Below are 21,382 nucleotides of genomic sequence, written 5' to 3'. Positions count from 1 at the left end.
TTTCGCCTTTTTGCATAAATTGACAATCCTTTTGAATCATACAAGCCAATTTGTTCAGATTGACTGTCCATCGTAAAAAGTGCCAGCAGCATCTGCACAAAGCAGGTCATCCAATCTAATATTGGATTGCATCAAAAAGAAAAATAACGAAACATTAAAAGGTAAATGCATTGCATTCCCTATCGTTGGGCATCAGTCCCTATTTAAGAAAAAGTTGCAATACAATCCTTGCATTAATGAATCACCACCCATTGATCTTTGTATAAGATAAAAATAATAGGGATTTACTACTCACAGAATAAATAATACATACAATGCGTTAAAACTTTTTATTAAACACATTACTGAACATCTTATTTAGTTTTATAATATAAAGAAAGGGAGTGGTGGTCATGAGAACATTTTTGTGGTTAATCATTTTAATGGCCGGGTATGCGGGATTTTCTTCATCGGCATCTGCTGCCTGGCGATGTGAAGCGAGCGATAAATTTGGGGATGCCTGGTATGCAGTTGCCTCTTCGCGAGGCGCAGCGGCTTCGGGTGCCCTGCGATTCTGTCGTCAAAGTTCGGATAATCCGCGCAGCTGTGATCTTGATTATTGTAAATCTTATCAATCCAGTCATTATCGCGGTATCTGGGAGTGCTATGCTGTCGGCTTCCTAGGCGGGCGCTGGCATGGAATGGGCATGACCCGTACGGAAGGTTTACGAAACTCTTATGCCAATTGTCTCAACAATTCTCTGTTTCCGGGCAGTTGTGAAGTAGGGTATTGTCTGAGAAAATACTAAGGCTGCGCTATAATAATTCATCAAGCGGATCTTCCTGCAGATTCTCCCGCTTAGCTAACGGTTGCTTATGATGGTTGAGCGAATCAAGAAATTCTTGCGCTTCCTGCCGTGTTATTCCTTTGATGAGCAATTTCCCACCCAACGGTGTTTGAATGATAGCTGTTGTAATAATTTTTTTATCCAAAACAATATTAAGCTGCTTTCCCAAGCCTGCCTTGCTGATTCGGCTTATTTCATCGATAGCGGGGGCTTTTAATTCAATTTCAAGGCCAATAAAATTTCCTTCCCGTTCAATGAGCATTGCGCTTTTGATATTGGAATTGTCGAAAATGATTTGATCCTGAATGACCTGAAACATTAAAAAACCCTGCGTATTATCATGCGGGAGCGAGAGCGCGGGTGTGGAAAATAAAAGAGTAGTACAAATAAAAAGTAAGGAAAAAATACGCATGGCAATATGACCTTATCCTATTTTGTGCTCAATACCGCTAAAGTGTATCTCAAATCAGCCATAAAAAAATACTACCGCTGCGACCGAGAACTGGATATACTTTTGCGTCATAATTGCATGATCCCCCAGCAATACACATAGTAATTGCCCAACCAAAGACTATAAGGAAAAAGGACGGTAGGAATATGGAATTAGCTAATTTTATTAGCCTAGTTATTCTAATTGGTCTTGTTCTGACCTCGGCGTTTTTTCAACTTTCGATCATTCTATGGACATCCCTCATTGGCGCAGGTTTAGTCGCTCTCAGCTTTTCAGGTTCCCTTACAGGATTTCCATTTGTGATGGCTTGGTTCTGTTATCTTGTCGCCGCTGCTTTCGCGAATTTGCATAAACTGAGGCAGCGCTATCTGGTGCAGCCGGCATTAAAAAATTTGCAAAAACGCATGCCTACAATCAGTAATACAGAGCGTGAAGCGATTGAGGCAGGGAATACCTGGTGGGAGAAAGAATTATTCAGCGGCAGCCCGCATTGGAAAAAATTGTTCAGCATTCCACGACCTAGCCTGACGCAGGAAGAACAGTCTTTTCTCGATAATCAGGTTGAGCAGTTGTGCGCCATGTTGAACGATTGGCAGATTACTTATGAAAACCGTGACTTGCCTGAAGATGTCTGGGGCTATCTCAAGAAAGAAAAATTCTTTGGCATGGTCATCCCCAAGCAATATGGCGGTTTGGGATTTTCAGCGCTTGCACATTCAACAGTGGTAATGAAAATAGCCACCCGCAGTCTCAGTGCTGCTGTGAATACCATGGTACCCAATTCGCTTGGTCCTGCGGAATTGCTGCTGCATTATGGTACAGACGAGCAAAAAAATTATTATCTGCCGCGGCTTGCGTCCGGCATGGAAATACCCTGTTTCGCGCTTACAGCCCCGGGAGCGGGGAGTGATGCGGGTTCTATCCCTGATACAGGTATTGTGTGTCGAGGCGAGTATGATGGCAAAGAAACGGTCGGTATCCGTCTGAATTGGGACAAGCGTTATATTACACTCGCTCCGGTTGCAACAGTTCTGGGACTTGCCTTCCAATTATATGATCCTGATCGCCTGTTGGGCGGTGAGGAAAATATGGGCATTACACTTTGTTTAATTCCCACCAGCCACCCCGGTGTGGAAATTGGCAGCCGTCATTTCCCACTTCAGCTGGCATTTATGAATGGCCCTACACGTGGAAGAGACGTTTTTATTCCTCTTGACTGGATTATTGGCGGACCCAAAATGGCAGGACAGGGATGGCGAATGTTAATGGAGTGCCTTTCCATCGGTCGATCCATTTCACTGCCAGCGCTTGCTACTGCTTGCGGAAAAATTTCGTATCGTTACACAGGCGCTTACGCAAGGCTGCGCCGACAATTCAACACGCCTATTGCTTCGTTTGAAGGCATCGAAGAAGCATTAGGCAATATCGCAGGTTACACGTACATACTTGAAGCTTCCCGCATGATGACAGCAGGCGCTGTGGATCTGAAAGTCAAACCCTCCATTGCGTCTGCGATTGCTAAATATCACATGACCGAGATATCACGTACGGTTATTGCACATGCCATGGATGTACATGCAGGCCACATGATTCAAGTGGGCCCCAGGAATTTTCTGGCTAATTTGCATTTTGCTATTCCCATTAGTATCACGGTGGAAGGTGCAAATATCCTGACCCGTAATCTTATTATTTTTGGCCAGGGCGCTATTCGCTGTCATCCTTATTTGCTTAAGGAAGTAGAGTTAATTACCGCCAAAGACACTAAAATAGAAGCGCTTGACCGCGTTTTAATGTCTCATATTGGATTTTTTGTCAGCAATCTTTTGCGGAATCTGGCGTATGGATTAACAGGTGGCAAATTTATTTTCGCTACGATCAAACAAAAACGGATCAAACGTTATCAGCGTCAGCTAACACGTATGAGTGCAGCGCTTGCGCTCATGTCTGATACTAGTCTGATGCTGCTTGGCGGCAGCCTCAAGCGGCGCGAACGTATTTCGGCGCGGCTGGGTGATATCCTGAGCCAACTTTATTTGGCTTCAACGGTATTGAAATATTTTCATGACAATAATAAACCTGAAACGGATGTGGATTATGTCTGCTGGTCATTGCAACAATGCCTGCAAAAAATTCAAGTAGCATGCGACGACTGGTTTGAAAATTTTCCTCATCCTTTTGTAGGCAAATTATTAAACTGGATTATTTTTCCTTTTGGTTCCGCCTATAAAAACCCGAAGGATGAGCTGCATAAGAATATTGTTCTCTCCATGCTCTCTCCTTCTGAAATTCGGGATCGGCTCACGCAATATTGCTATGTTAGCAAGCAGGAGGATGAATTGAGTTATCGCCTGGAAAAAGCCTTAGCCAAGGTATCGACGATTGATCCCCTCTGGAAAAAGCTGCAAAAAGCTGTGCAAAGTGGCGTAATATTGAATCGGTATAATTTCGCCGAGCGTGTCAGGGCTGCAGAGCAGGCGGGAGTCTTATCTGCAGATGAAGCACACACGCTTAATGAGTTTGAGTCATTGCGAAACGAAATCATTAAAGTAAATGAGTTTTCATTTGATTTAAGTAAAGTGATAGCGTGAGGTTTATTCCGGACTAGGGGATCTGCGCTATCAAGGCGCTTTTGGAATAGCAGGTAACGCATAACAATAAGGAAGAGAAAACATGACAGGCAACACCACTTCTTTCATGCGGGATGTTTATATTGTTGATGGTGCACGCACACCTTTTTTAAAAGCAAAAGGGAAACCCGGGCCATTTTCTGCCGCGGATCTTGCTGTTAGCGCAGGAAAAGAATTATTAGGAAGACAACCTTTCTCTCCCGAGGAAATTGATGAGGTTGTTATTGGCTGTGTAATGCCCAATACGGATGAAGCAAATATTGGACGTGTTGTCTCATTGCGACTGGGATGCGGCAAGTCAGTTCCTGCGTGGACCGTACAGCGTAATTGCGCCTCTGGTATGCAGTCACTGGATAGTGCAGCAAAAGATATCGCAACCGGCCGGCATGATCTGGTGTTGGCAGGTGGTACTGAAGCGATGAGCCGTGCACCACTATTATACAATGATAATATGACAAACTGGTTTGCCGGTCTTGCCAGTGCAAAGGGATGGAATGCCAAGCTCAAACAGTGGACACAGTTAAAGCCCGGCAACCTTTTTAATCCTGTTGTGGCGCTTTTAAAAGGTTTAACCGATCCGTTGGTCAATCTTTCAATGGGCCAAACAGCTGAAAACCTTGCCTACCGTTTCAACATCACACGTGAGCAAATGGATCAATTCTCTTTTGAAAGCCATCACCTTACTGCAGCAGCTCAAGATGAACATGTTTTTCAAAATGAAGTCATAAACACATTCGCTAATAGTGGCGATTTTTATGTTTCCGACGATGGGGTAAGACGCGATAGCTCCATGGAAAAGCTTGGAGCATTAAAACCCTTCTTCGATAAAAAATTTGGCAGTGTGACACCGGGTAACAGTTCCCAAGTGTCAGATGGAGCAACACTCATGTTGTTAGCCAGCAAAGAAGCCATTAAGAAATATCAATTACCTGTGTTAGCTCGTATTGTGAATGTGGAATGGGCAGGTGTGGAACCGGCGGAGATGGGTCTTGGCCCCGTGTATGCCGTCAATAATCTCTTGCAACGTTATAATCTCGCGATGGATGACATCGATTTCTGGGAAATTAATGAAGCATTTGCTGCGCAGGTTCTGGGTTGTCTCGCTGCGTGGGAAAGTGATGATTATTGCCGTCGATATCTCGGTTTGGACAGGGCGTTGGGTAAACTGGACAGATCCAAGTTAAATATTGATGGCGGTGCAATTGCAGTAGGCCATCCGGTTGGAGCAAGCGGAGCGCGTATTGTATTGCATCTTGCGCAAGTTTTACGGCGTAAAAACGCCAAAAAAGGAATCGCCACAATTTGTATTGGCGGTGGTCAGGGCGGTGCGGTGTTAATTGAAAACGTTTCCGAGGTGTAATATGAGCATGACACAAACTTACAAAAACTGGCGGCTAGAAACGGACGCGGATCAAATCTTATGGCTTTATTTTGACAAGGAGAACGCTTCAGTCAATACCATTGATCGTGGCGTCATGGAAGAGCTCGCTGCTATTGTTGATACATTAGCAACCGATAAAACACATAAGGGTGTCATTATTGCTTCAGGAAAGAAAACAGGTTTTATCGCGGGTGCTGATATTGCCCAATTCACACGCTTTAAGGACCTTGACGAAGCGCTTTTTGCTTTGACCCAAGGGCAAAATATTTTAAATAAACTTGAGGCATTAAAAATGCCCTCAGTTGCGATGATTGATGGATTCTGTCTTGGCGGCGGTATGGAGCTGGCACTAGCTTGTACCTATCGTGTAGCAGAAGAAAGCTCAAAGACACGTCTAGGCTTGCCTGAAGTAAAATTGGGTATTCACCCCGGCTGGGGAGGAACAGTCCGCATGCCTCGCCTGGTGGGTGCGTTACAGGGCATGAATATGGTCCTGACGGGAGCAACGGTAAGCGGCAAGGCAGCAGCCAAAATAGGCTTTGTAGACGCGGCTGTGCCTAAACGGCAATTAGTCCATGCAGCGAAATATTATGTTCTTGAACGACCGGCCCCACATAAGCCAACGACTTTACAAGCATTATCCAATAAAAAAATAGCACGGCAGATTATTGGCAGTTTTTTACGAAAAAAAGTAAAAGAAAAAATAAATCCATTACATTATCCTGCTCCTTTCCATGCGCTGGATAACTGGGAGCACATTGGCGTAGAAGACAGTGACGCAGCTTATGCACGTGAAGCTAAAAGCTGTGCAAAGTTGTTCTTCAGCGATACTTGTCAAAACCTTGTACGTGTTTTCTTTTTGCAGGAAAGAATGAAGGGGTTGGCAAAAGAAGTTACTTTTGAACCTAAACATATCCATGTCATCGGAGCAGGTACCATGGGTGGCGATATTGCTGCATGGTGTGCTTTGCGCGGCTATACCGTGACACTGCAAGATCTTGAACCTCGGCTGGTTGCGCCTGCTATCAAACGTGCTTATGCCTTGTTTAAAGAAAAATTAAAGGAACGTTATCTCATACAGGCAGCCATGGATAGGCTTATCCCAGACGTGAATGGGAACGGTGTTGCCAAAGCAGATATTATTATTGAAGCAGTACTTGAAGATCTCTCTATAAAACAAAATCTCTTCAGGCAAATTGAATCCAAGGCAAAACCCAGCGCGATCTTGGCAACCAATACATCCAGTATCCCGCTTGATGAAATTAATACGGTCCTGCAATCACCTGAGCGGCTGGTTGGCATTCATTTCTTTAACCCTGTTGCCAAAATGTTACTTGTTGAAGTGGTGAAGGGTGATCGTACCAGTCAGGAAGTGGTGGACAAGGCAATTAGTTTTGTACGTAAAATTGATCGCCTGCCGCTGCCCGTGAAGAGTAGTCCTGGATTTCTGGTCAATCGCATCCTGATGCCCTACTTGCTCGAAAGCGTCGAGCTTTTAAAAGAAGGTGTGCCGGCAACCGCCATTGATAAAGCTATGACGAACTTTGGTATGCCAATGGGGCCCATTACACTGGCAGACACAGTTGGTCTGGATGTTTGTCTTTCTGTGGCAAAATATTTAGGCAAATATTTCCATACGTCCGTGCCCCAGGGATTGATTGAACTGGTGGAAAAACGCAAGCTGGGCAGAAAAACCGGCGAGGGTTTTTATAAATATGATAAACGCGGAAAACAGATCAAGCCTGAAGAAGCCGCATATGATAGACCATTAGATGAAATTTCCAATCGGCTGGTCTTGCGTATGTTGAATGAATCTTTTGCCTGTTTGCGTGAAGGCGTCGTTGCAGATGGCGATTTGCTGGATGCCGGTATGATATTTGGCACTGGTTTTGCGCCTTTTCGCGGTGGTCCCATCCATTATGCTAAATCACAAGGCATTAGCGAACTCTATCAGCAATACCTCAAACAGCGTCAAGCCAAGGGTGAAAAAACGGATGTGCTTGAATCTTGGGAAGCGATGACAGCATAGTTTGTATCACTCAAGTTCTGCGAGCCCCGCACTCGTTGCGGGGTTTTCGGTGTTGTAAAATGGATTCTTATCATTTTATGCGTAGTTTATTTGCCGCATTTTTAATCATGATATTTTTCCCAGGATTCTGTCTCGCGAATATTTGCACGCAGCTCCCAGGTTCCTGGGAAGGACAATGGGAGGATCAACAGCATAGACTATTCAATGCACAGCTTGAACTCCGCCGTCAGGGCGACCATATGCATTTCGACGGGCAATTTACATTGTCTGATGGAAGCGCTGGCACCTTACAGGGTAAATGCTTGCCTGTAAGCGCAAAGGAAGCTTATTTATCCCTGCGAAAAGATGCTCCCTGGTATAATCCCTGCCGAGGTACTGTTCTTCAGGTAGATAAAATATTCATGATTCACTTTTACTGCTTTAGCCCAAATCAATCCGGGTACTTCACCTTAAAGTAACTTAACCCCTGCAAAGAATGTAATGCTTCGTATTTATTTTTTATCTTTTGATTTAATATGAATTTTATTCATGAATCAGGGATATGCCAGGTAATATTTTTATTTAAGGTTTTATTAAGACTTAATCGTTAAGATGGCGAAATTTACTTATTTGTGTGCAGGTGACCTTGTGAGTTTAAGCCGTCTTAACCATAGCCCAACTTTATTTTCAATACGTTTGGAAAAAGCAAAGAAACAAGCGGATTTTCCCGGTCCTTATAAAATTGGCACCAAAGAGCTAATTTTTTCGAATAGATTAGGAAGCGGTTCATTCGCTACTGTTTATTTAGGCCAATGGAATGGCCAACAGGTTGCTATCAAGACGTTAACCCCCAAAGATGATATTGAATACATGAAGTGTGAAAATGAAAAAAATATCATGCAGCAGTTGAGAGAGCTAAACGCACCTTATGTGGTTCAATTTTGCGGATACTCGTTAAATTCCGCAGGATATTGCATCGTTATGGAATACATGAATAAAGGTACTTTAGAAGATGCAATCCTAAATCATTCACAACCTTTCGATTGGTCTGTTCGTTATGAAATTCTTAAAAAAATCACTTATGCAATTACTTTTTTGCATAAAAATATGATTTTGCATTGCGACATCAAGAGTGCAAATATTTTATTAGATGATAAAAACCAAGTTAAGCTAGGTGACTTTGGGTTAGCCAAAAGGAATAATGGAAAAGCACGATGCGTCGGTACTCCTCCCTGGATGGCGCCAGAATTATTTCAAGATGAGCCTCATTCAGAAAAAACTGATATATATGCTCTTAGTATGACAATGTGGGAAGTTACGGCATGGGATGCTGAACCATATAAACCTGCTCAATTTGGCCATGATTTGAGTTGGTTTATGCAAGAAATTCTCAAAGGTACGAGAGAAGTTATCCCATCGAACTGCCCTAAAAAAATGGCGTTGCTGATTACATGGGGTTGGCAACAAAATCCCGTTAAACGTCCGACTGCGGAAGAATACAGAGCTCAATTTGATTCTGATATTACTTCGATTGATGACAAGCTTGCTGCATTGTCTCTTTGAGGCTAGCTTTGAGTAGGTGGTATCGGTTAACGCGCGCATGTTATTCAATGCCGTTTAAGTTTTCGCCCAGGGTTTCAGGCACAAAAAAGAAAACAACCAGGCCGGTAATTGCTGCGCACAAGGCGATATAGAATGCTGGCGCGAGCAAAATATGTGTTTTTGCTGTCAGCCATTCACAAATCATTGGTACTGTGCCACCGAGAAAACCATTGCCAATGTTATAACCCAAGGAAAGGCCAGTATAACGCGCAGGCGGTGGAAAATTTTCTACGATCGCAACTGCTGTCGTGCCTTGTTCCAGGGAGCTGGAGATGGTGAATACAAAGAGCACAGAAAGTAGAATCATAAAATTGTCGAGCTGTAAAAAATAAAAACCAGGTACAACAGAAAGCGTAATCAGTGTCGCGTTAAAGAGTAACATCTTTCTTCTTCCCAGGCGGTCACAGATAAATCCAGCTAGCGGAATGAGAAAAATCATTAAACCAATCAGTGCCGACATTAACAAGGAAATATGCTGAATGGAAAACTGCAAATGTCCAGTAAGAAAAATAGGCAGATAAATAAAACTAAAATAATAAAAGGTACTGCCCATGCAAACCAGACCCAGGGTGCGTAATAACTGCTTGCGATTATGTTTAAAAACCGTTTTGACCGGGTTTTTCGTCAGCAAGTTTTTTTGTTTTAAATAGTCAAATACAGCAGTCTCATTGATTCGCAAACGGAATGCGTAAATAATTAAACAAAACAAGCCGCTGACTAAATAAGGAACCCGCCAGCCCCAAGATTGCAAGGTGGATTCTAAAAGAACTTGGCTAGTCAAAATACCAACAAAAGCGGCCAGCAGGATTCCAACATTTGCTCCCATGCTGGCAAAGGCAGTGAATGTTGCACGGTATTTTTCTGGCGCGGTTTCTGCCAGATAAATCAGATTGCCGCTATATTCACCGCCTATGCTTACGCCTTGCCACATACGGATCAATGTCAAAAGAAGAGGAGCGAAAAGGCCGATTTGCTGATAAGTAGGCAAAAAGCTGATAAAAAGCGTGGGCAGCGAAATCATTAGTATGGACCAGCGCAGGGTAGTGGCCCGGCCAACACGATCACCTAAATAACCAAAGAGAATAGCGCCAAGCGGCCGGCAAAGAAACCCTACTGCAAAAATGCTGACTGTCGTGATCATGGCTGTCTGCGGATCTTCAGTAGGAAAGAAGAGCCGGCTGAACAGCGAAGAAAAAATAGTGAACAAGCCAAAATCATACCATTCAAGAATGTTGCCCAGGCTGCTGCTCATGAGCGAAGAATATCGGTTCATGTGGGCACCAATGAGGTTGTTACGCTATTTTGTATTATCCGCAATAATATTACCGGAACCATGTAGTTATCCTTACATATGCAGAGCAACTGGTTGAACCGACAGTATGCAATATTAAATGTAAATTGTCATGGTTACATGCATTATCCTTCTCCCACAAGGGGAGAAGGATAATGGTTTTATTATTGGACAGGGTGCGAACAAGTCGCGGTAGAGCTGGTAACAGAATAAAATTACAAAACACAATCGCGAAGCTGTGAAAAAAAATTTGTTTTAACAGGATGCAATGCTCACTGTTCTATCGTTTCTTCCATTTGATATTGCATCCTACGCTCGGCTTCTGGTCTGTGCTCACTGGTTTGCCTGCCAGAATATTGTCCAGGGCATGGCGCAAATCAGCACCCGTGGGTATTCGTCCGCTGCCGGGAGTCGCATCATCGAATCGACCACGGTAAACGCAGGCGAGATCTTTATCAAAAACGTAAAAATCGGGCGTGCAGGCAGCGTAATAAGCTTTTGCTGTTTCCTGGGTTTCATCATACAAATAGGGAAAAGTGAAATGAAAGTCTTGTGCTTGTGCGCGCATTTTGTCGGGGCCGTCTTCCGGATAGTATTCAACGTCATTCGAGCTGATGGCGATGAATTTGATTCCTTTGTCTTGGTAGGTTCTCGCAAGCTCAGCTAGCTGGGATTGTATGTGCTTAACATAAGGACAATGGTTGCAAATGAACATTATGACTGTCGCAATATCAGACTTTAATTCGTGAAGTGAAAAATATTTGCCCGACCGCACATCCATTAAATAAAAATCAGGCGCTGTGGTTCCTAAAGGAATCATGGTAGAAGGTGTCTCAGCCATACACTTAATCCTCGGGTTATAAACTGGTTGTTTTGTTACGCAAATACGGTATCCTTATAGACTTTTTAATTCAAGTTAACAATAGCTAACTTTGCTGGTAAAACCTTAGGGCACGGAAAGATATATCGCATCGGCTGCCATGCCTGTGTTTAGGGATCATACATAATAATGTCAATGGAGAGTGCACAATGAATCAACTGATGAGACGCCGCCTGATTTCAATCCTGTGTGCATCGGGATTGCTGAGTGCGTCAGAACAGGTCATGGCATCTGCGTTTCAAATTTGGGAGCAGGATGGTGCCAGTATCGGCAACTACCATGCTGGTTATGCTGCAGCTGCTGCGGATGCAAGTACCGCGTTCTATAATCCCGCTGGAATCACGTTGATAAAAAATCAACAGATTGTAATTGGCGGCGCAGCTGTTTTACCAGATATTCAATATAAAGGCACTGTTGCAATCAACACTATAAATAACTTTATGCCTTATTACGTAACGGCTCAGGGTGGTACCTTTGCGTTTGTGCCAAGTTTACATTATGTCGCGCCGCTTACCGACAGGATGGGCTTTGGCTTCAGTGTAGACGTGCCTTTCGGAGCGGAAGTCAATTATGGAAGTGATACTTATCTGCGGTATATATCAACACTGGCAACAATTAAAGTGGTGGATGTCAGTCCCTCTCTCGGCTTCCAGGTGACCGATAAGGCCTCTGTAGGGCTTGGTCCAGACTTCCAAAAAATGGATCTTGAATTTGACCAGGTTGCTGTACTGAGCGACCCTACAATAGGCGATCCTACCGATACCAAAAGTATTAACAGAGCGAGCGATACAGCATGGGGCTATCATCTAGGCGGTTTGTACCAATTTACACCAGACACTCGGGTAGGATTAAGCTACCATTCCCAGGTAGTGCACCATCTAAGTAAAAAAAGCACATTCAGTGGGCCGCTTGCTAACGAGCTTAATAACGGCGAGGATTTTGTTTCGCGCGCAACTTCAAATATTACTTTGCCGCCTTATACTGCACTCAGCTTTTATCATCGCCTCAATCCTAAAGTAGCACTCATGGCGAGCGCTATCTTCACCCAATGGACCACCGTTAAAAATATCATCATGAAAAACCTGGCAGGCATTGATCAGTCAGAACTCAGTGGTGATATCACTGTGGTGGCGCCCCAAAGTTTTAGGAATAGCTGGAACTTTAGTATGGGTGCGGATTATTTTGTGACTGATCAGATGACCTTAAAAGGAGGTGTGGGTTACGACCAGACGCCTGTGCGAAACGCCTACCGTACGGTTCAGTTGCCTGACAATAACCGTATTGTCATCGCACTAGGCGGACACTATCAGGCTACAAAAGCGATTGGTATCGACTTAAACTGGAGCCACTTCTTCATGAACAAGGCTCATGTTATTCCGCCAACACAGGTTACTGGCGATCAAGAAGGTCAGACAAACGGCAGTGTCACCGGCGGTGCAGATGTATTTGGCGGGCAAGTAACTTGGGATATTGCTTAAGAAGGCTGCTTTCGAGAAATCATATCGAATAGATTCCCTCACCCTCATAAGAGGGGGAGGGAATCTCATCAGATCTGTTAAAAAAGCCAGTCAAAAAGGCCAGCCTTTCTTGAGCCGCCATTTACGGAAGCAGAATACCCGCCGCCCGCAACATAGTAACCGTTCACATTATGATTAGAGATACCTGTCACACCTTTATGCTGATCCACTGATACAGTTGCAACGGATTTGCCTGAACAGTTCTTCGACATGTAGATATCTGTCTTACAGCTTCCTACACAATAGAGGTCAATGATACTCTGCGATATATTTAAGCTCGAGTGCGGCTTGATGACGCCGTCATTAACTATGGATGAACAGATAAAGCCAACATGCGCGGTAGCATAAGAATTTGTGTTATTTGCAACCGAGATATCAGCATGAGCTATTGCAGGCAGAATGCCCGCTGCAGCTGCTAGAAGAAAGAGGGGTTTCTTGATTTTCATAAGATAAGACTCCGTATATGAATTTCCATTTAAAGAAAAAGCAAACCATAAAATATAAAGTTTCATGGATGAGAATAAAGAAGAAAGGAAATGACAGCAAGAAAGATTTTTATTGCTCTTTCGAAAAGAAGGAAAAGAAAAATTGCAAGAGTCGATATGGTTTCCTGGGAAGCTTTGTGCCTCCCAGGAAATTGATACTCATCAGAGTTAATGGCCGCCGGATATGGTGATATTAAATCCACCACCAGTAACCGCATAAGCAGAGTCTTTTATCTGGATGCTTTTTAAACCCTGACCAGGTTTGCCATCCTTGGTTACCACTTCAAATGAGGCAGTAGCAATAATAGGTCCGCTGCAATTGCTGGTCATATAAACGTCAGCTTTACAATCGGATTTGTTGGCCATACAAGCTAATTTAAGTTTGGATTCGGGTACCGTATTAGATTTATGAGCGCGAGTGATACCAACTTCGCCGAGTGCTGGATAAGAGCAAGCACCTTTATTGGCAATGACGGTAGAATCCTGATTAGTATTGTTGGTGATAACTAAATCTGCAGCCTGAGCAAACGCAGGGATACCGATTCCAATAGCTAATAAACCTTTCAATATTGTTTTCTTAACTAACATACTTTACTTCTCCTTGATAAATAAACTAACTAAAACTAAAAAACATTCTAACCACGTAAATGCGTCGGCACCACTATTTTTTCACCGACAACCAAAGACCGGTCATCGATCAGATTCGCAAGCCGGATGGCAGACGAAGAAGTGTGAAATTTACGTGCAATTTTATCTATCGTGTCACCATGTCTTACCATATAAAGCGTATCGCCCGGCAACAGTTTTTGCATCTGTTCATTTGTAGCTGCGTCGCTCGATATTACATTGGCTAAATGTGTAGGAATGATCAATTGCTTGCCTGCTTTAACATTGTCGCTCTTAAGCTGATTGGCCACACGCAAGTTTTTACTACTTACATGAAAGCGTTTTGCAATATTTTCCAATGTATCTTTTGGACGTATCATATAAATGGTATCTCCGGGTTGCAGGGTATAATTGGCAGGTAAAGATAAATTCCTGTCGAGCGAAGTTTTGCGTTCGTCAGCCGCGAGTGCCAACGTTCCTGAGCGGGAGCCTTTTTCCTTTTCGAGTGATTTGGATGAGGATATTTCATCAAGAAAGTCTTCTTCCGGCGGTATGAATTTTCCATTATTGGGAATGAGTAGGTTGGTTCCATGTTTTAAACTGTTTTTGCTGAGCCTATTTAATTTGCGTATGGCGCTGGGCGAAGTATCAAATTTTTTCGCAATGGATGCTAGCGTATCACCCGTACGGATTTTGTAATGTATCCAGTTAATGGGTCGATTCAGCGGCGACCTTCCCAGGTTTTCCGTAAATTGCTCAACATTTTCAATAGGCAGTACAAGCTTTCTGGGTCCCTTGGAAGAAGTAGACGTAGAAGTTCGGTTGAAAGCGGGATTAAGTTGAATGATTTTTTTATAGCTAATGCCTGCGAGCGACGCTGCATATTTTAAATCGATAGCTGTCCCAAGATCTACTTGGGCAAGATAAGGCGCATTCCGTACAGGTGGCAGGTAGATAGGATATTGTTCAGGGTTACTAATGATAGTTGCCAGAGCAAGCAAGCTGGGAACGTAATCTTTAGTCTGTTGAGAGAGTGGTAAAGACCAAAAATCGGTATCGCGCCCTTCGCGAATATTGCGCTTGATAGCGGCAAGCACATTTCCTTCGCCGGTATTATAAGCTGCAATGGCATATAACCAGGTACCGTCAAAGAAACTCTGCAGATAAGCTAGATAGTTCAAGGCGCCACGGGTGGATGCAATGACATCACGCCTACCGTCATACCAACCATCCTGTTTGATACCGTAGCCGCTTGCCGTATCGGGCATCAGTTGCCAAATACCCACAGCGCCCACCGGTGAACGATTAAAGGGATTATAACCGCTTTCAATAATAGGCAGTAAAACGAGTTCAGCCGGCAGATGACGCTTTCTCACCTGCTGTAAAATATAGTAGAGATAAGGTGCCGCTCGAGAAGCTGAACGTAGCAGGAAATCCTGGTTATTCATAAACCATTCTATTTTTGCTTGAACCGCAGGATTGTCCTCATAATGGGGAAGGGTAAATTCTTCACGCAGCACGTCCCAAAGATTGTCGGCATTGCGGTAGCGAATGATATCATCAGCCAATTTCTGTTTATGTTCTGGGGATAAATGCACATTTTTTTGATAGATCTGAATGCCTTCTGCACTGGGAGAAGCGAACGAGGCGCCTTCAATTAAAAGGCAGCTTATACTCACCAGTGCGAAATGAATCAGCAATCTGATCCAGGGTGGCATTTCACTGCATTGTAATTTATTTTTAGACACACATTCGTCCTCAAAACAGCATTAAAAGTGAAATTAAAAAGATAATTTTAGAAGCGGGGACCCTCGCCCAAAAGCATGCAGAGACAAAGATGGCAACAAACGAAACCTGTGAACAAGTTTTTTGTTCGTGACCAGATGAGTCGACCGTTTATTGTAATACTTGTTATTGTTAACATAATGCTGTCATTACTGTACGTCAATGTCAGGTATGCTATAGTACCAAAATTAGTCGGGAGATGGAAAAGCTTTGGCACACGGCTATCGCACCCTTCAACACTGGAATCAATGGCTCACCCAACAATTTCTGGGAGCGGATCTGTTAAATGCGGAGCAGGCATTATTGTCCCGCATGCTTGCCCAGCATTTCGGGCGCCATGCTTTATTGATTGGTGTGCCGCATCAGCATGCCTTGTTAAGTTCAACCAAAATTCCATGTCAAACACTGATCAGTCCTTTAATAAGTAGAGAAAAAAATGACAGCTATGTAGAGGGTGATCTGCATGAATTGCCCATATTAACCGGAAGCATAGATCTCGTTATGCTGCCTCATACGCTGGAGTTTGTGGATAATCCCCGCCAGTTATTATCTGAAACCTGCAGGATCATCAAGCCCGAAGGCCTTATCGTGATTTGCGGTTTTAACCCTTATAGTGCATGGGGATTGCGTAAACGATTTACTAAGCATCCTACCGGGCCTTGGTCAGGCAATTTTATTCAAGCCAGCAAAGTAAAAGGCTGGCTGAAATTAGCCGAATTTGCAATGGAAAAGCAGGTTGCCGCCCTGTTCAGGCCGCCTACCATGCATCAGACACTCTATAATAAACTACATTTTCTCGAACAAATTGGTAGCATCTGTTTTCCTGTCCTGGGAGGTATTTATATATTGCTTGCGAGGGCCAAGGTGATACCATTAACACCAATACGGTTAAAATGGAAACAGCAGCCTAGCAGCATCCGTATCTCAACCTCTATTTCTGGTCATATTGCGCGACAATCAAAATGAAAAAACATGTTTCAATTTTTACGGACGGCGCTTGCCGAGGTAACCCGGGGCCAGGCGGTTGGGGCGCTATTTTACGCTACGGACGCCATGAGAAAATTCTGTCCGGCGCTGAAACCAATACCACCAATAATCGGATGGAACTGATGGCTGCTATTGCTGCGCTTGCTGCACTGAAAGAGGCTTGTGTTATCGATTTATACACTGATTCTCAATACGTACAAAAAGGCATATCCGAATGGCTTGCTGGGTGGAAAAAAAACAAATGGAAAAAAGCGGATAAAAAACCAGTGAAAAACGCAGATCTATGGCAGGCCCTTGATCACGAAGTCAGTCGTCATCAAATTAGCTGGCATTGGGTAAAAGGCCATAGCGGGCATCCTGAAAACGAATTGGCAGACAGTATCGCGAATCAGGCAATCGATGATCTGACAGGAAAGGGTAAATAAAATGCGACAAATCGTATTGGATACTGAAACAACAGGTATTAAGGTAGAAGAAGGCCACCGTGTTATTGAAATTGGCTGTGTTGAAATGATTGATCGTAAACTCACGGGCAATCATTTTCATCGTTATATTAATCCAGAGCGCGAAGTGGAAGCGGGGGCGCTGGCAGTTCACGGAATAACCAATGAATTTTTGATCGATAAACCGTTATTTCAGCAGATCGCGAATGAACTGATGGATTTTATTTCAGGCGCAGAACTGATTATCCATAATGCGCCTTTTGATCTGTCATTCCTCAACCATGAGTTGACGCTGACACGCCAGGGCTGGAAGAAGCTGTCCGATTACTGCCGTGTAATTGATACGCTGCAGCTTGCAAGACAGCTTCATGTTGGGCAGCGCAACAGCCTGGATGCCCTGTGCAAACGGTATAGCATCGACAATTCCAAGCGGAACTTGCATGGCGCCTTGCTTGATGCGCATTTGCTGGCACAAGTCTATTTAGCCATGACAGGCGGGCAGGGCAGCTTCTTTGATGCTCTAAATCCAAACCAATCCATGATGGTCGCCAAACAGACGGATGCGACGGTGAAATCCATTGAAAAGCATAACCTTGTCGTTTTGGCGGCAACAGCGGATGAATTAACAAGGCATGAAGCGTATTTACAAAATATGAAACAAAAAGGTAAGTGTCTTTGGCTTGACAATTAACATCTCCGTTTGCATCATTGTCCCCGGCGCATTATTGTGAAGCCCCGAGCAAGCCGATGAGCTGATATTTGAAGTCTGAAAGACAGGGACACAATATGAGAGTGTTAATTTTAACTGTGTCATCGTTAAAGGCTCTCCACAATATATCCTTTCAATAACAAAGATATATGGACGTGTTACTAAAATAACGTTAAGATTCTCTGCTTGCGATTTGACCAATAGGTAGTTTGTTATATATTGTCTTGGAGAGATGGCTGAGCGGTCGAAAGCGGCGGTCTTGAAAACCGTTGAGTCCTTACGGGCTCCGGGGGTTCGAATCCCTCTCTCTCCGCCAATTCAATTTCTACTGACACACTTAGGGGACAGCCTTGATAAAAGTTCTGTTAGTCGATGATCATGAGCTTGTACGAATGGGGATCAAGCGTTTATTGCAAGACGTACAAGGCATTAAAGTGGTTGGTGAGGCAGGCACGGGCGAAGAAGCAGTATTGCTGGCAAAAGAACTGGTTCCCGATGTTGTGGTGATGGATGTACACATGCCCGGTATAGGCGGCATGGAAGCGACACGCAAAATGATACGCCATAACCCCGATATCAAGATCCTCGCTCTGACGATTTACGAAGACGAACCTTATCCATCCCGGCTGCTTCAGGCAGGGGCATCGGGTTATATTACCAAAGGATGTGATCCTGAAGAAATGATCCGGGCCATTCGCACGATACATTCAGGCCAACGCTATATTAGCCCTGAAATAGCCCAGCAAATCGCCATCAAGCGTTTCACCAAAGGAGATGAGTCACCGCTGGATTTATTATCAGAACGCGAACTTCAGATTATGCTGATGATTACACAGGGACAAAAAGTACAAGATATCTCCAAAAAGCTTTGCTTAAGCCCAAAGACGGTTAATAGTTACCGTTATCGCATATTTGAGAAGCTCAACATCGATAGCGACGTAGAGTTAACCCTCATGGCCATGCGGCTCGGCATGATTGAAGGTACAAAAACCGAGACAGAATAGCGCCCATAGCTTGTCTATTTTTCATGTTGTATCACGACAGTTTTCGCTGGCATAAATAATTGGTGAAGCATTAAAGGTATAATCATCAAATCCTTATCTCAAAAACACAAAACCAAGCAGAACAAATCAACTAGCATTATAATTAATATTATTTACTAACATCTTAAAAGCACATGCGCGATATAAAAACCTTTCTGGCCAATCTTACCCATCACCCCGGGGTCTATCAGATGCTGGGTGAAAACGGCGAGATTTTATATGTTGGAAAGGCAAAAGACTTAAAAAAAAGGGTAGGTAGCTACTTCAGCAGCCGAGCCAAAGACCCTAAAACATTGTTATTAGTTAAACAAATCAAAGATATTGATATCACCGTGACAAGCAGTGAAACGGAAGCCGTTTTGCTGGAGTGTAATTTAATCAAGCAGCACCGTCCTCGATATAATGTGTTATTGCGCGATGATAAAAGCTATCCCTATATTTTGATTACCCAGCAGGATTTTCCGCGTATTGACTTGTATCGGGGGCCGCGCAAGAAGAAAGGTTTTTACTTTGGGCCTTACCCCAGTGCGCATGCAGTACGCGAAACAATCAGCCTGCTGCAAAAATTATTTCAGCTGCGTACCCAGAAAGACAGTTTTTGTGAAGGCCGTGATCGTCCCTGTTTGCTTTACCAAATTGGCCGATGCGCCGGCCCATGTGTGGGGCTGATTTCCAAAGAAGAATATGCAGAAAATGTGCGTATGGCTATTCTATTTCTGGAAGGCAAAAGTCATATAGTAGTGGAGGAATTACAACACCGAATGGAAAAAGCAGCACAGGGTTTGAATTTTGAAGCGGCTGCACATTATAGAGACCAGATTACGCGGTTGAGGCAAATTCAAGAGCGCCAATACGTGCACGTGGATGAGGGAAATGCAGATATCATCGGGCTTGCGATGCAGGCGGGGATTATCTGCATCCAGCTCCTGTCTCTTCGCGGCGGGCAAATATTGGGAAGCCGAGCTTATTTTCCTACCGTTCCCGTCTACTCAACCTCGCAGGAAATTATTACCGCTTTTCTGACCCAGCATTATCTGGGCCATCCTTCGCACATTGAAAATATACCCAAACAAATTATCCTTGAGACTGCTTTTTCTGAACAGCATTGGATTGAAAAAGTATTGGCGGATCAAGCTGGGCATAAAGTTGAGATTCTTTTTCCCACTCGTGGCGAAAAAAAGAAGTGGTTGGCGATGGCAACAAACAGCGCGAAACAGTCGCTTGCGGCACATCTTTTTGCCAAAACCAATATGCGTGAGCGGGCAGCGGCCTTACAAACGCTGCTTGAATTGAATGCGTTGCCGCACCGCATTGAATGTTTTGATATCAGTCACAGTATGGGGGAAGCAACGGTTGCATCCTGTGTTGTGTTTGATCAGCATGGTCCCTTAAAGAGTGATTATCGGCGCTTCAATATCCAGGATATTACGCCGGGCGATGATATTGCCGCCATGCGGCAGGTGCTGTTGCGACGCTTCAAACGACTGCAAAAAGATGCGGCGAAATTGCCCGATGTTGTCTTGATAGACGGGGGAACAGCGCAGCTAAACGCCGCCGCTGAGGTATTAACAGGCCTCCATATCACGAATACATTACTGGTGGGTGTGTCAAAAGGCCCTGATCGTAAGCCTGGCTATGAAACCTTGCATTTCATCAACAAGGCGCCTATCCATTTGCCTGCCGATTCACTGGCGCTGCACTTTATTCAGCAAATCCGGGACGAGGCTCACCGCTTTGCCATTACTGGCCACCGGCAACGCCGCGATAAAGCGAGACGCCAATCATCGCTTGAATCAATCCCTGGTATAGGCGCTAAACGCCGGCGAGAATTATTGCGTTATTTTGGTGGTATTCAGGGGCTTGCTCATGCTAGTCTTGATGAATTAATAAAAGTCCCGGGTATTAGCAAACCATTAGCTGAGCGAATATTTGCAACACTACATGACGCGACCATATGATCAAATGTTTAACTGGCCGAATCTGCTGACACTCCTTCGCATTTTGGTGATTCCTCTCCTCGTCATTTTTTTCTACCTGCCTGTATGGTGGGGACATTTAGCAGCAGCCATTATCTTTGCCGCCGCATCTATTACCGACTGGTTGGACGGCTATTTGGCGCGCTATCTGAAACAGTCAACCCGGCTTGGTGCTTTCCTGGATCCTGTTGCCGATAAATTGATGGTTTCGATTGCCTTAGTACTCATCGTTGCCGAGCAAACCTTTCAATTTGTCAGCGTTCCTTCGGCTGTTATCACGATTCCGGCAGCGGTAATTACGATTCCAGCAGCCGTGATTGTGGCGCGTGAAATTATTGTTTCTGCACTTCGCGAATGGATGGCTGAAATAGGCCAGCGGGCGCGGGTTGCTGTATCGGGTCTAGGCAAGATTAAAACCGCCGTACAAATGCTGGCTTTGGTCATTTTGCTGCTTTGTGATAATACGACGAATGCTGTTTTGGTATTTACGGGTTATGTATTGCTCTATGTCGCAGCGGTTCTTACTATCTGGTCCATGCTGATTTATCTCAAAGCGGCATGGAGTCAACTCACTGCTGAATGATCCTTATTCACCCTTAATCAACGGTCAGTGATTTCAACCTGTTTTTACAGGAATTTAGAAGTAATCTCTCATGCCTTGATGCCTTCAAACAAGTCAGTGCAAAAGATGTGATCAGCCGCTTCCGTTGTCCAGAGCAGAAGGTGATGGTTTACTTTTAACCGATTAACTAATTAAGATTTTT

Annotated in this window: 18 protein-coding genes and 1 tRNA gene; 13 read left to right on the top strand and 6 right to left on the bottom strand. The window is 44.1% G+C overall.

The features are described from left to right. Nucleotides 1–392: 392 nt before the first annotated feature. Nucleotides 393–788 (top strand): hypothetical protein, encoded by a 396-nt coding sequence (locus tag AQUSIP_RS05395; protein ID WP_114833945.1) that lies wholly within the window; start codon nt 393–395, stop codon nt 786–788. Between the two features lie 7 nt (nt 789–795). On the opposite strand, the gene AQUSIP_RS05390 is transcribed toward AQUSIP_RS05395, so the two are convergent. Further along, nucleotides 796–1,239 carry a SecDF P1 head subdomain-containing protein gene (locus tag AQUSIP_RS05390; RefSeq protein ID WP_114833946.1) on the bottom strand — a complete coding sequence of 148 codons (444 nt, stop codon included), beginning with the start codon at nt 1,237–1,239 and terminating at the stop codon, nt 796–798. Between the two features lie 185 nt (nt 1,240–1,424). Between AQUSIP_RS05390 and AQUSIP_RS05385 the strand changes: the two genes are divergently transcribed. The 4 genes from AQUSIP_RS05385 (at nt 1,425) to AQUSIP_RS05370 (ending at nt 8,857) form a co-directional block, all read left to right on the top strand. Beyond that, nucleotides 1,425–3,866 (top strand): acyl-CoA dehydrogenase, encoded by a 2,442-nt coding sequence (locus AQUSIP_RS05385; protein ID WP_114833947.1) that lies wholly within the window; start codon nt 1,425–1,427, stop codon nt 3,864–3,866. An 82-nt stretch (nt 3,867–3,948) separates the two neighbouring features. Beyond that, nucleotides 3,949–5,265, top strand: a complete 1,317-nt coding sequence (locus tag AQUSIP_RS05380; RefSeq protein WP_114833948.1) for an acetyl-CoA C-acetyltransferase — start codon at nt 3,949–3,951, stop codon at nt 5,263–5,265. Nucleotide 5,266: 1 nt separating this feature from the next. Continuing rightward, nucleotides 5,267–7,315, top strand: a complete 2,049-nt coding sequence (locus AQUSIP_RS05375; RefSeq protein WP_114833949.1) for a 3-hydroxyacyl-CoA dehydrogenase NAD-binding domain-containing protein — start codon at nt 5,267–5,269, stop codon at nt 7,313–7,315. A 591-nt stretch (nt 7,316–7,906) separates the two neighbouring features. Next, entirely contained in the window at nt 7,907–8,857 is a 951-nt protein-coding gene (locus tag AQUSIP_RS05370) for a protein kinase (RefSeq protein WP_114833951.1), read from the top strand. Between the two features lie 40 nt (nt 8,858–8,897). On the opposite strand, the gene AQUSIP_RS05365 is transcribed toward AQUSIP_RS05370, so the two are convergent. Both AQUSIP_RS05365 and AQUSIP_RS05360 read right to left on the bottom strand, forming a co-directional pair. Continuing rightward, on the bottom strand, nt 8,898–10,169 hold the full coding sequence (locus AQUSIP_RS05365) for an MFS transporter (protein ID WP_114833952.1): 1,272 nt from the start codon (nt 10,167–10,169) through the stop codon (nt 8,898–8,900). Nucleotides 10,170–10,467: 298 nt separating this feature from the next. Next, on the bottom strand, nt 10,468–11,028 hold the full coding sequence (locus AQUSIP_RS05360; protein ID WP_114833953.1) for a thioredoxin family protein: 561 nt from the start codon (nt 11,026–11,028) through the stop codon (nt 10,468–10,470). A gap of 188 nt (nt 11,029–11,216) precedes the next feature. Here AQUSIP_RS05360 and AQUSIP_RS05355 point away from each other — a divergent pair, with 188 nt between their 5' ends. Then, on the top strand, nt 11,217–12,545 hold the full coding sequence (locus AQUSIP_RS05355) for an OmpP1/FadL family transporter (protein ID WP_114833954.1): 1,329 nt from the start codon (nt 11,217–11,219) through the stop codon (nt 12,543–12,545). 77 nt (nt 12,546–12,622) lie between these two features. Here AQUSIP_RS05355 and AQUSIP_RS05350 read toward each other — a convergent pair whose 3' ends face one another. The 3 genes from AQUSIP_RS05350 to AQUSIP_RS05340 all read right to left on the bottom strand — a co-directional run bounded on the left by AQUSIP_RS05350 (nt 12,623) and on the right by AQUSIP_RS05340 (nt 15,423). Further along, complete coding sequence (locus AQUSIP_RS05350; protein WP_114833955.1) at nt 12,623–13,030, bottom strand: hypothetical protein; 408 nt, start codon at nt 13,028–13,030, stop codon at nt 12,623–12,625. 207 nt (nt 13,031–13,237) lie between these two features. Beyond that, a complete protein-coding gene (locus tag AQUSIP_RS05345; RefSeq protein ID WP_114833956.1) occupies nt 13,238–13,657 on the bottom strand; it encodes a hypothetical protein in 420 nt (139 codons plus the stop codon). 47 nt (nt 13,658–13,704) lie between these two features. Continuing rightward, nucleotides 13,705–15,423, bottom strand: a complete 1,719-nt coding sequence (locus AQUSIP_RS05340; RefSeq protein ID WP_114833957.1) for a lytic transglycosylase — start codon at nt 15,421–15,423, stop codon at nt 13,705–13,707. A 247-nt stretch (nt 15,424–15,670) separates the two neighbouring features. Here AQUSIP_RS05340 and AQUSIP_RS05335 point away from each other — a divergent pair, with 247 nt between their 5' ends. The 7 genes from AQUSIP_RS05335 to pgsA all read left to right on the top strand — a co-directional run bounded on the left by AQUSIP_RS05335 (nt 15,671) and on the right by pgsA (nt 21,201). Continuing rightward, nucleotides 15,671–16,426, top strand: a complete 756-nt coding sequence (locus AQUSIP_RS05335; RefSeq protein WP_114833958.1) for a class I SAM-dependent methyltransferase — start codon at nt 15,671–15,673, stop codon at nt 16,424–16,426. Further along, nucleotides 16,423–16,872 (top strand): ribonuclease HI, encoded by a 450-nt coding sequence (rnhA, locus tag AQUSIP_RS05330; RefSeq protein WP_114833959.1) that lies wholly within the window; start codon nt 16,423–16,425, stop codon nt 16,870–16,872. The genes AQUSIP_RS05335 and rnhA overlap by 4 nt, the downstream gene beginning before the upstream one ends. 1 nt (nt 16,873) lies before the next feature. Next, nucleotides 16,874–17,581 carry a DNA polymerase III subunit epsilon gene (gene dnaQ, locus AQUSIP_RS05325; RefSeq protein ID WP_114833960.1) on the top strand — a complete coding sequence of 236 codons (708 nt, stop codon included), beginning with the start codon at nt 16,874–16,876 and terminating at the stop codon, nt 17,579–17,581. A gap of 244 nt (nt 17,582–17,825) precedes the next feature. Beyond that, nucleotides 17,826–17,915: transfer RNA gene (locus AQUSIP_RS05320), tRNA-Ser, on the top strand. 34 nt (nt 17,916–17,949) lie between these two features. Beyond that, complete coding sequence (uvrY, locus tag AQUSIP_RS05315; RefSeq protein WP_114833961.1) at nt 17,950–18,603, top strand: UvrY/SirA/GacA family response regulator transcription factor; 654 nt, start codon at nt 17,950–17,952, stop codon at nt 18,601–18,603. A 173-nt stretch (nt 18,604–18,776) separates the two neighbouring features. Beyond that, entirely contained in the window at nt 18,777–20,600 is a 1,824-nt protein-coding gene (gene uvrC / locus AQUSIP_RS05310) for an excinuclease ABC subunit UvrC (RefSeq protein ID WP_114833962.1), read from the top strand. Further along, entirely contained in the window at nt 20,584–21,201 is a 618-nt protein-coding gene (gene pgsA, locus AQUSIP_RS05305) for a CDP-diacylglycerol--glycerol-3-phosphate 3-phosphatidyltransferase (RefSeq protein ID WP_232058641.1), read from the top strand. The genes uvrC and pgsA overlap by 17 nt, the downstream gene beginning before the upstream one ends. Nucleotides 21,202–21,382 lie beyond the last annotated feature (181 nt).

It is taken from the genome of Aquicella lusitana (assembly GCF_902459475.1).
In the GTDB taxonomy this organism is placed as follows: Bacteria; Pseudomonadota; Gammaproteobacteria; order DSM-16500; family DSM-16500; genus Aquicella; species Aquicella lusitana.
Note: the sequence above shows the minus strand (reverse complement) of the source record. Positions and strands in the feature narration are given on the sequence as shown.

Coding starts and splice junctions, on each gene's coding strand:
- uvrC (WP_114833962.1), top strand. CDS start 18,777: ATGCGCGATATAAAAACCTTTCTGGCCAATCTTACCCATCACCCCGGG.
- AQUSIP_RS05380 (WP_114833948.1), top strand. CDS start 3,949: ATGACAGGCAACACCACTTCTTTCATGCGGGATGTTTATATTGTTGAT.
- AQUSIP_RS05395 (WP_114833945.1), top strand. CDS start 393: ATGAGAACATTTTTGTGGTTAATCATTTTAATGGCCGGGTATGCGGGA.
- AQUSIP_RS05365 (WP_114833952.1), bottom strand. CDS start 10,169: ATGAACCGATATTCTTCGCTCATGAGCAGCAGCCTGGGCAACATTCTT.
- AQUSIP_RS05355 (WP_114833954.1), top strand. CDS start 11,217: ATGAATCAACTGATGAGACGCCGCCTGATTTCAATCCTGTGTGCATCG.
- pgsA (WP_232058641.1), top strand. CDS start 20,584: ATGACGCGACCATATGATCAAATGTTTAACTGGCCGAATCTGCTGACA.
- rnhA (WP_114833959.1), top strand. CDS start 16,423: ATGAAAAAACATGTTTCAATTTTTACGGACGGCGCTTGCCGAGGTAAC.
- dnaQ (WP_114833960.1), top strand. CDS start 16,874: ATGCGACAAATCGTATTGGATACTGAAACAACAGGTATTAAGGTAGAA.
- AQUSIP_RS05350 (WP_114833955.1), bottom strand. CDS start 13,030: ATGAAAATCAAGAAACCCCTCTTTCTTCTAGCAGCTGCAGCGGGCATT.
- AQUSIP_RS05345 (WP_114833956.1), bottom strand. CDS start 13,657: ATGTTAGTTAAGAAAACAATATTGAAAGGTTTATTAGCTATTGGAATC.
- AQUSIP_RS05390 (WP_114833946.1), bottom strand. CDS start 1,239: ATGCGTATTTTTTCCTTACTTTTTATTTGTACTACTCTTTTATTTTCC.
- AQUSIP_RS05360 (WP_114833953.1), bottom strand. CDS start 11,028: ATGGCTGAGACACCTTCTACCATGATTCCTTTAGGAACCACAGCGCCT.
- AQUSIP_RS05370 (WP_114833951.1), top strand. CDS start 7,907: ATGGCGAAATTTACTTATTTGTGTGCAGGTGACCTTGTGAGTTTAAGC.
- AQUSIP_RS05385 (WP_114833947.1), top strand. CDS start 1,425: ATGGAATTAGCTAATTTTATTAGCCTAGTTATTCTAATTGGTCTTGTT.
- AQUSIP_RS05375 (WP_114833949.1), top strand. CDS start 5,267: ATGAGCATGACACAAACTTACAAAAACTGGCGGCTAGAAACGGACGCG.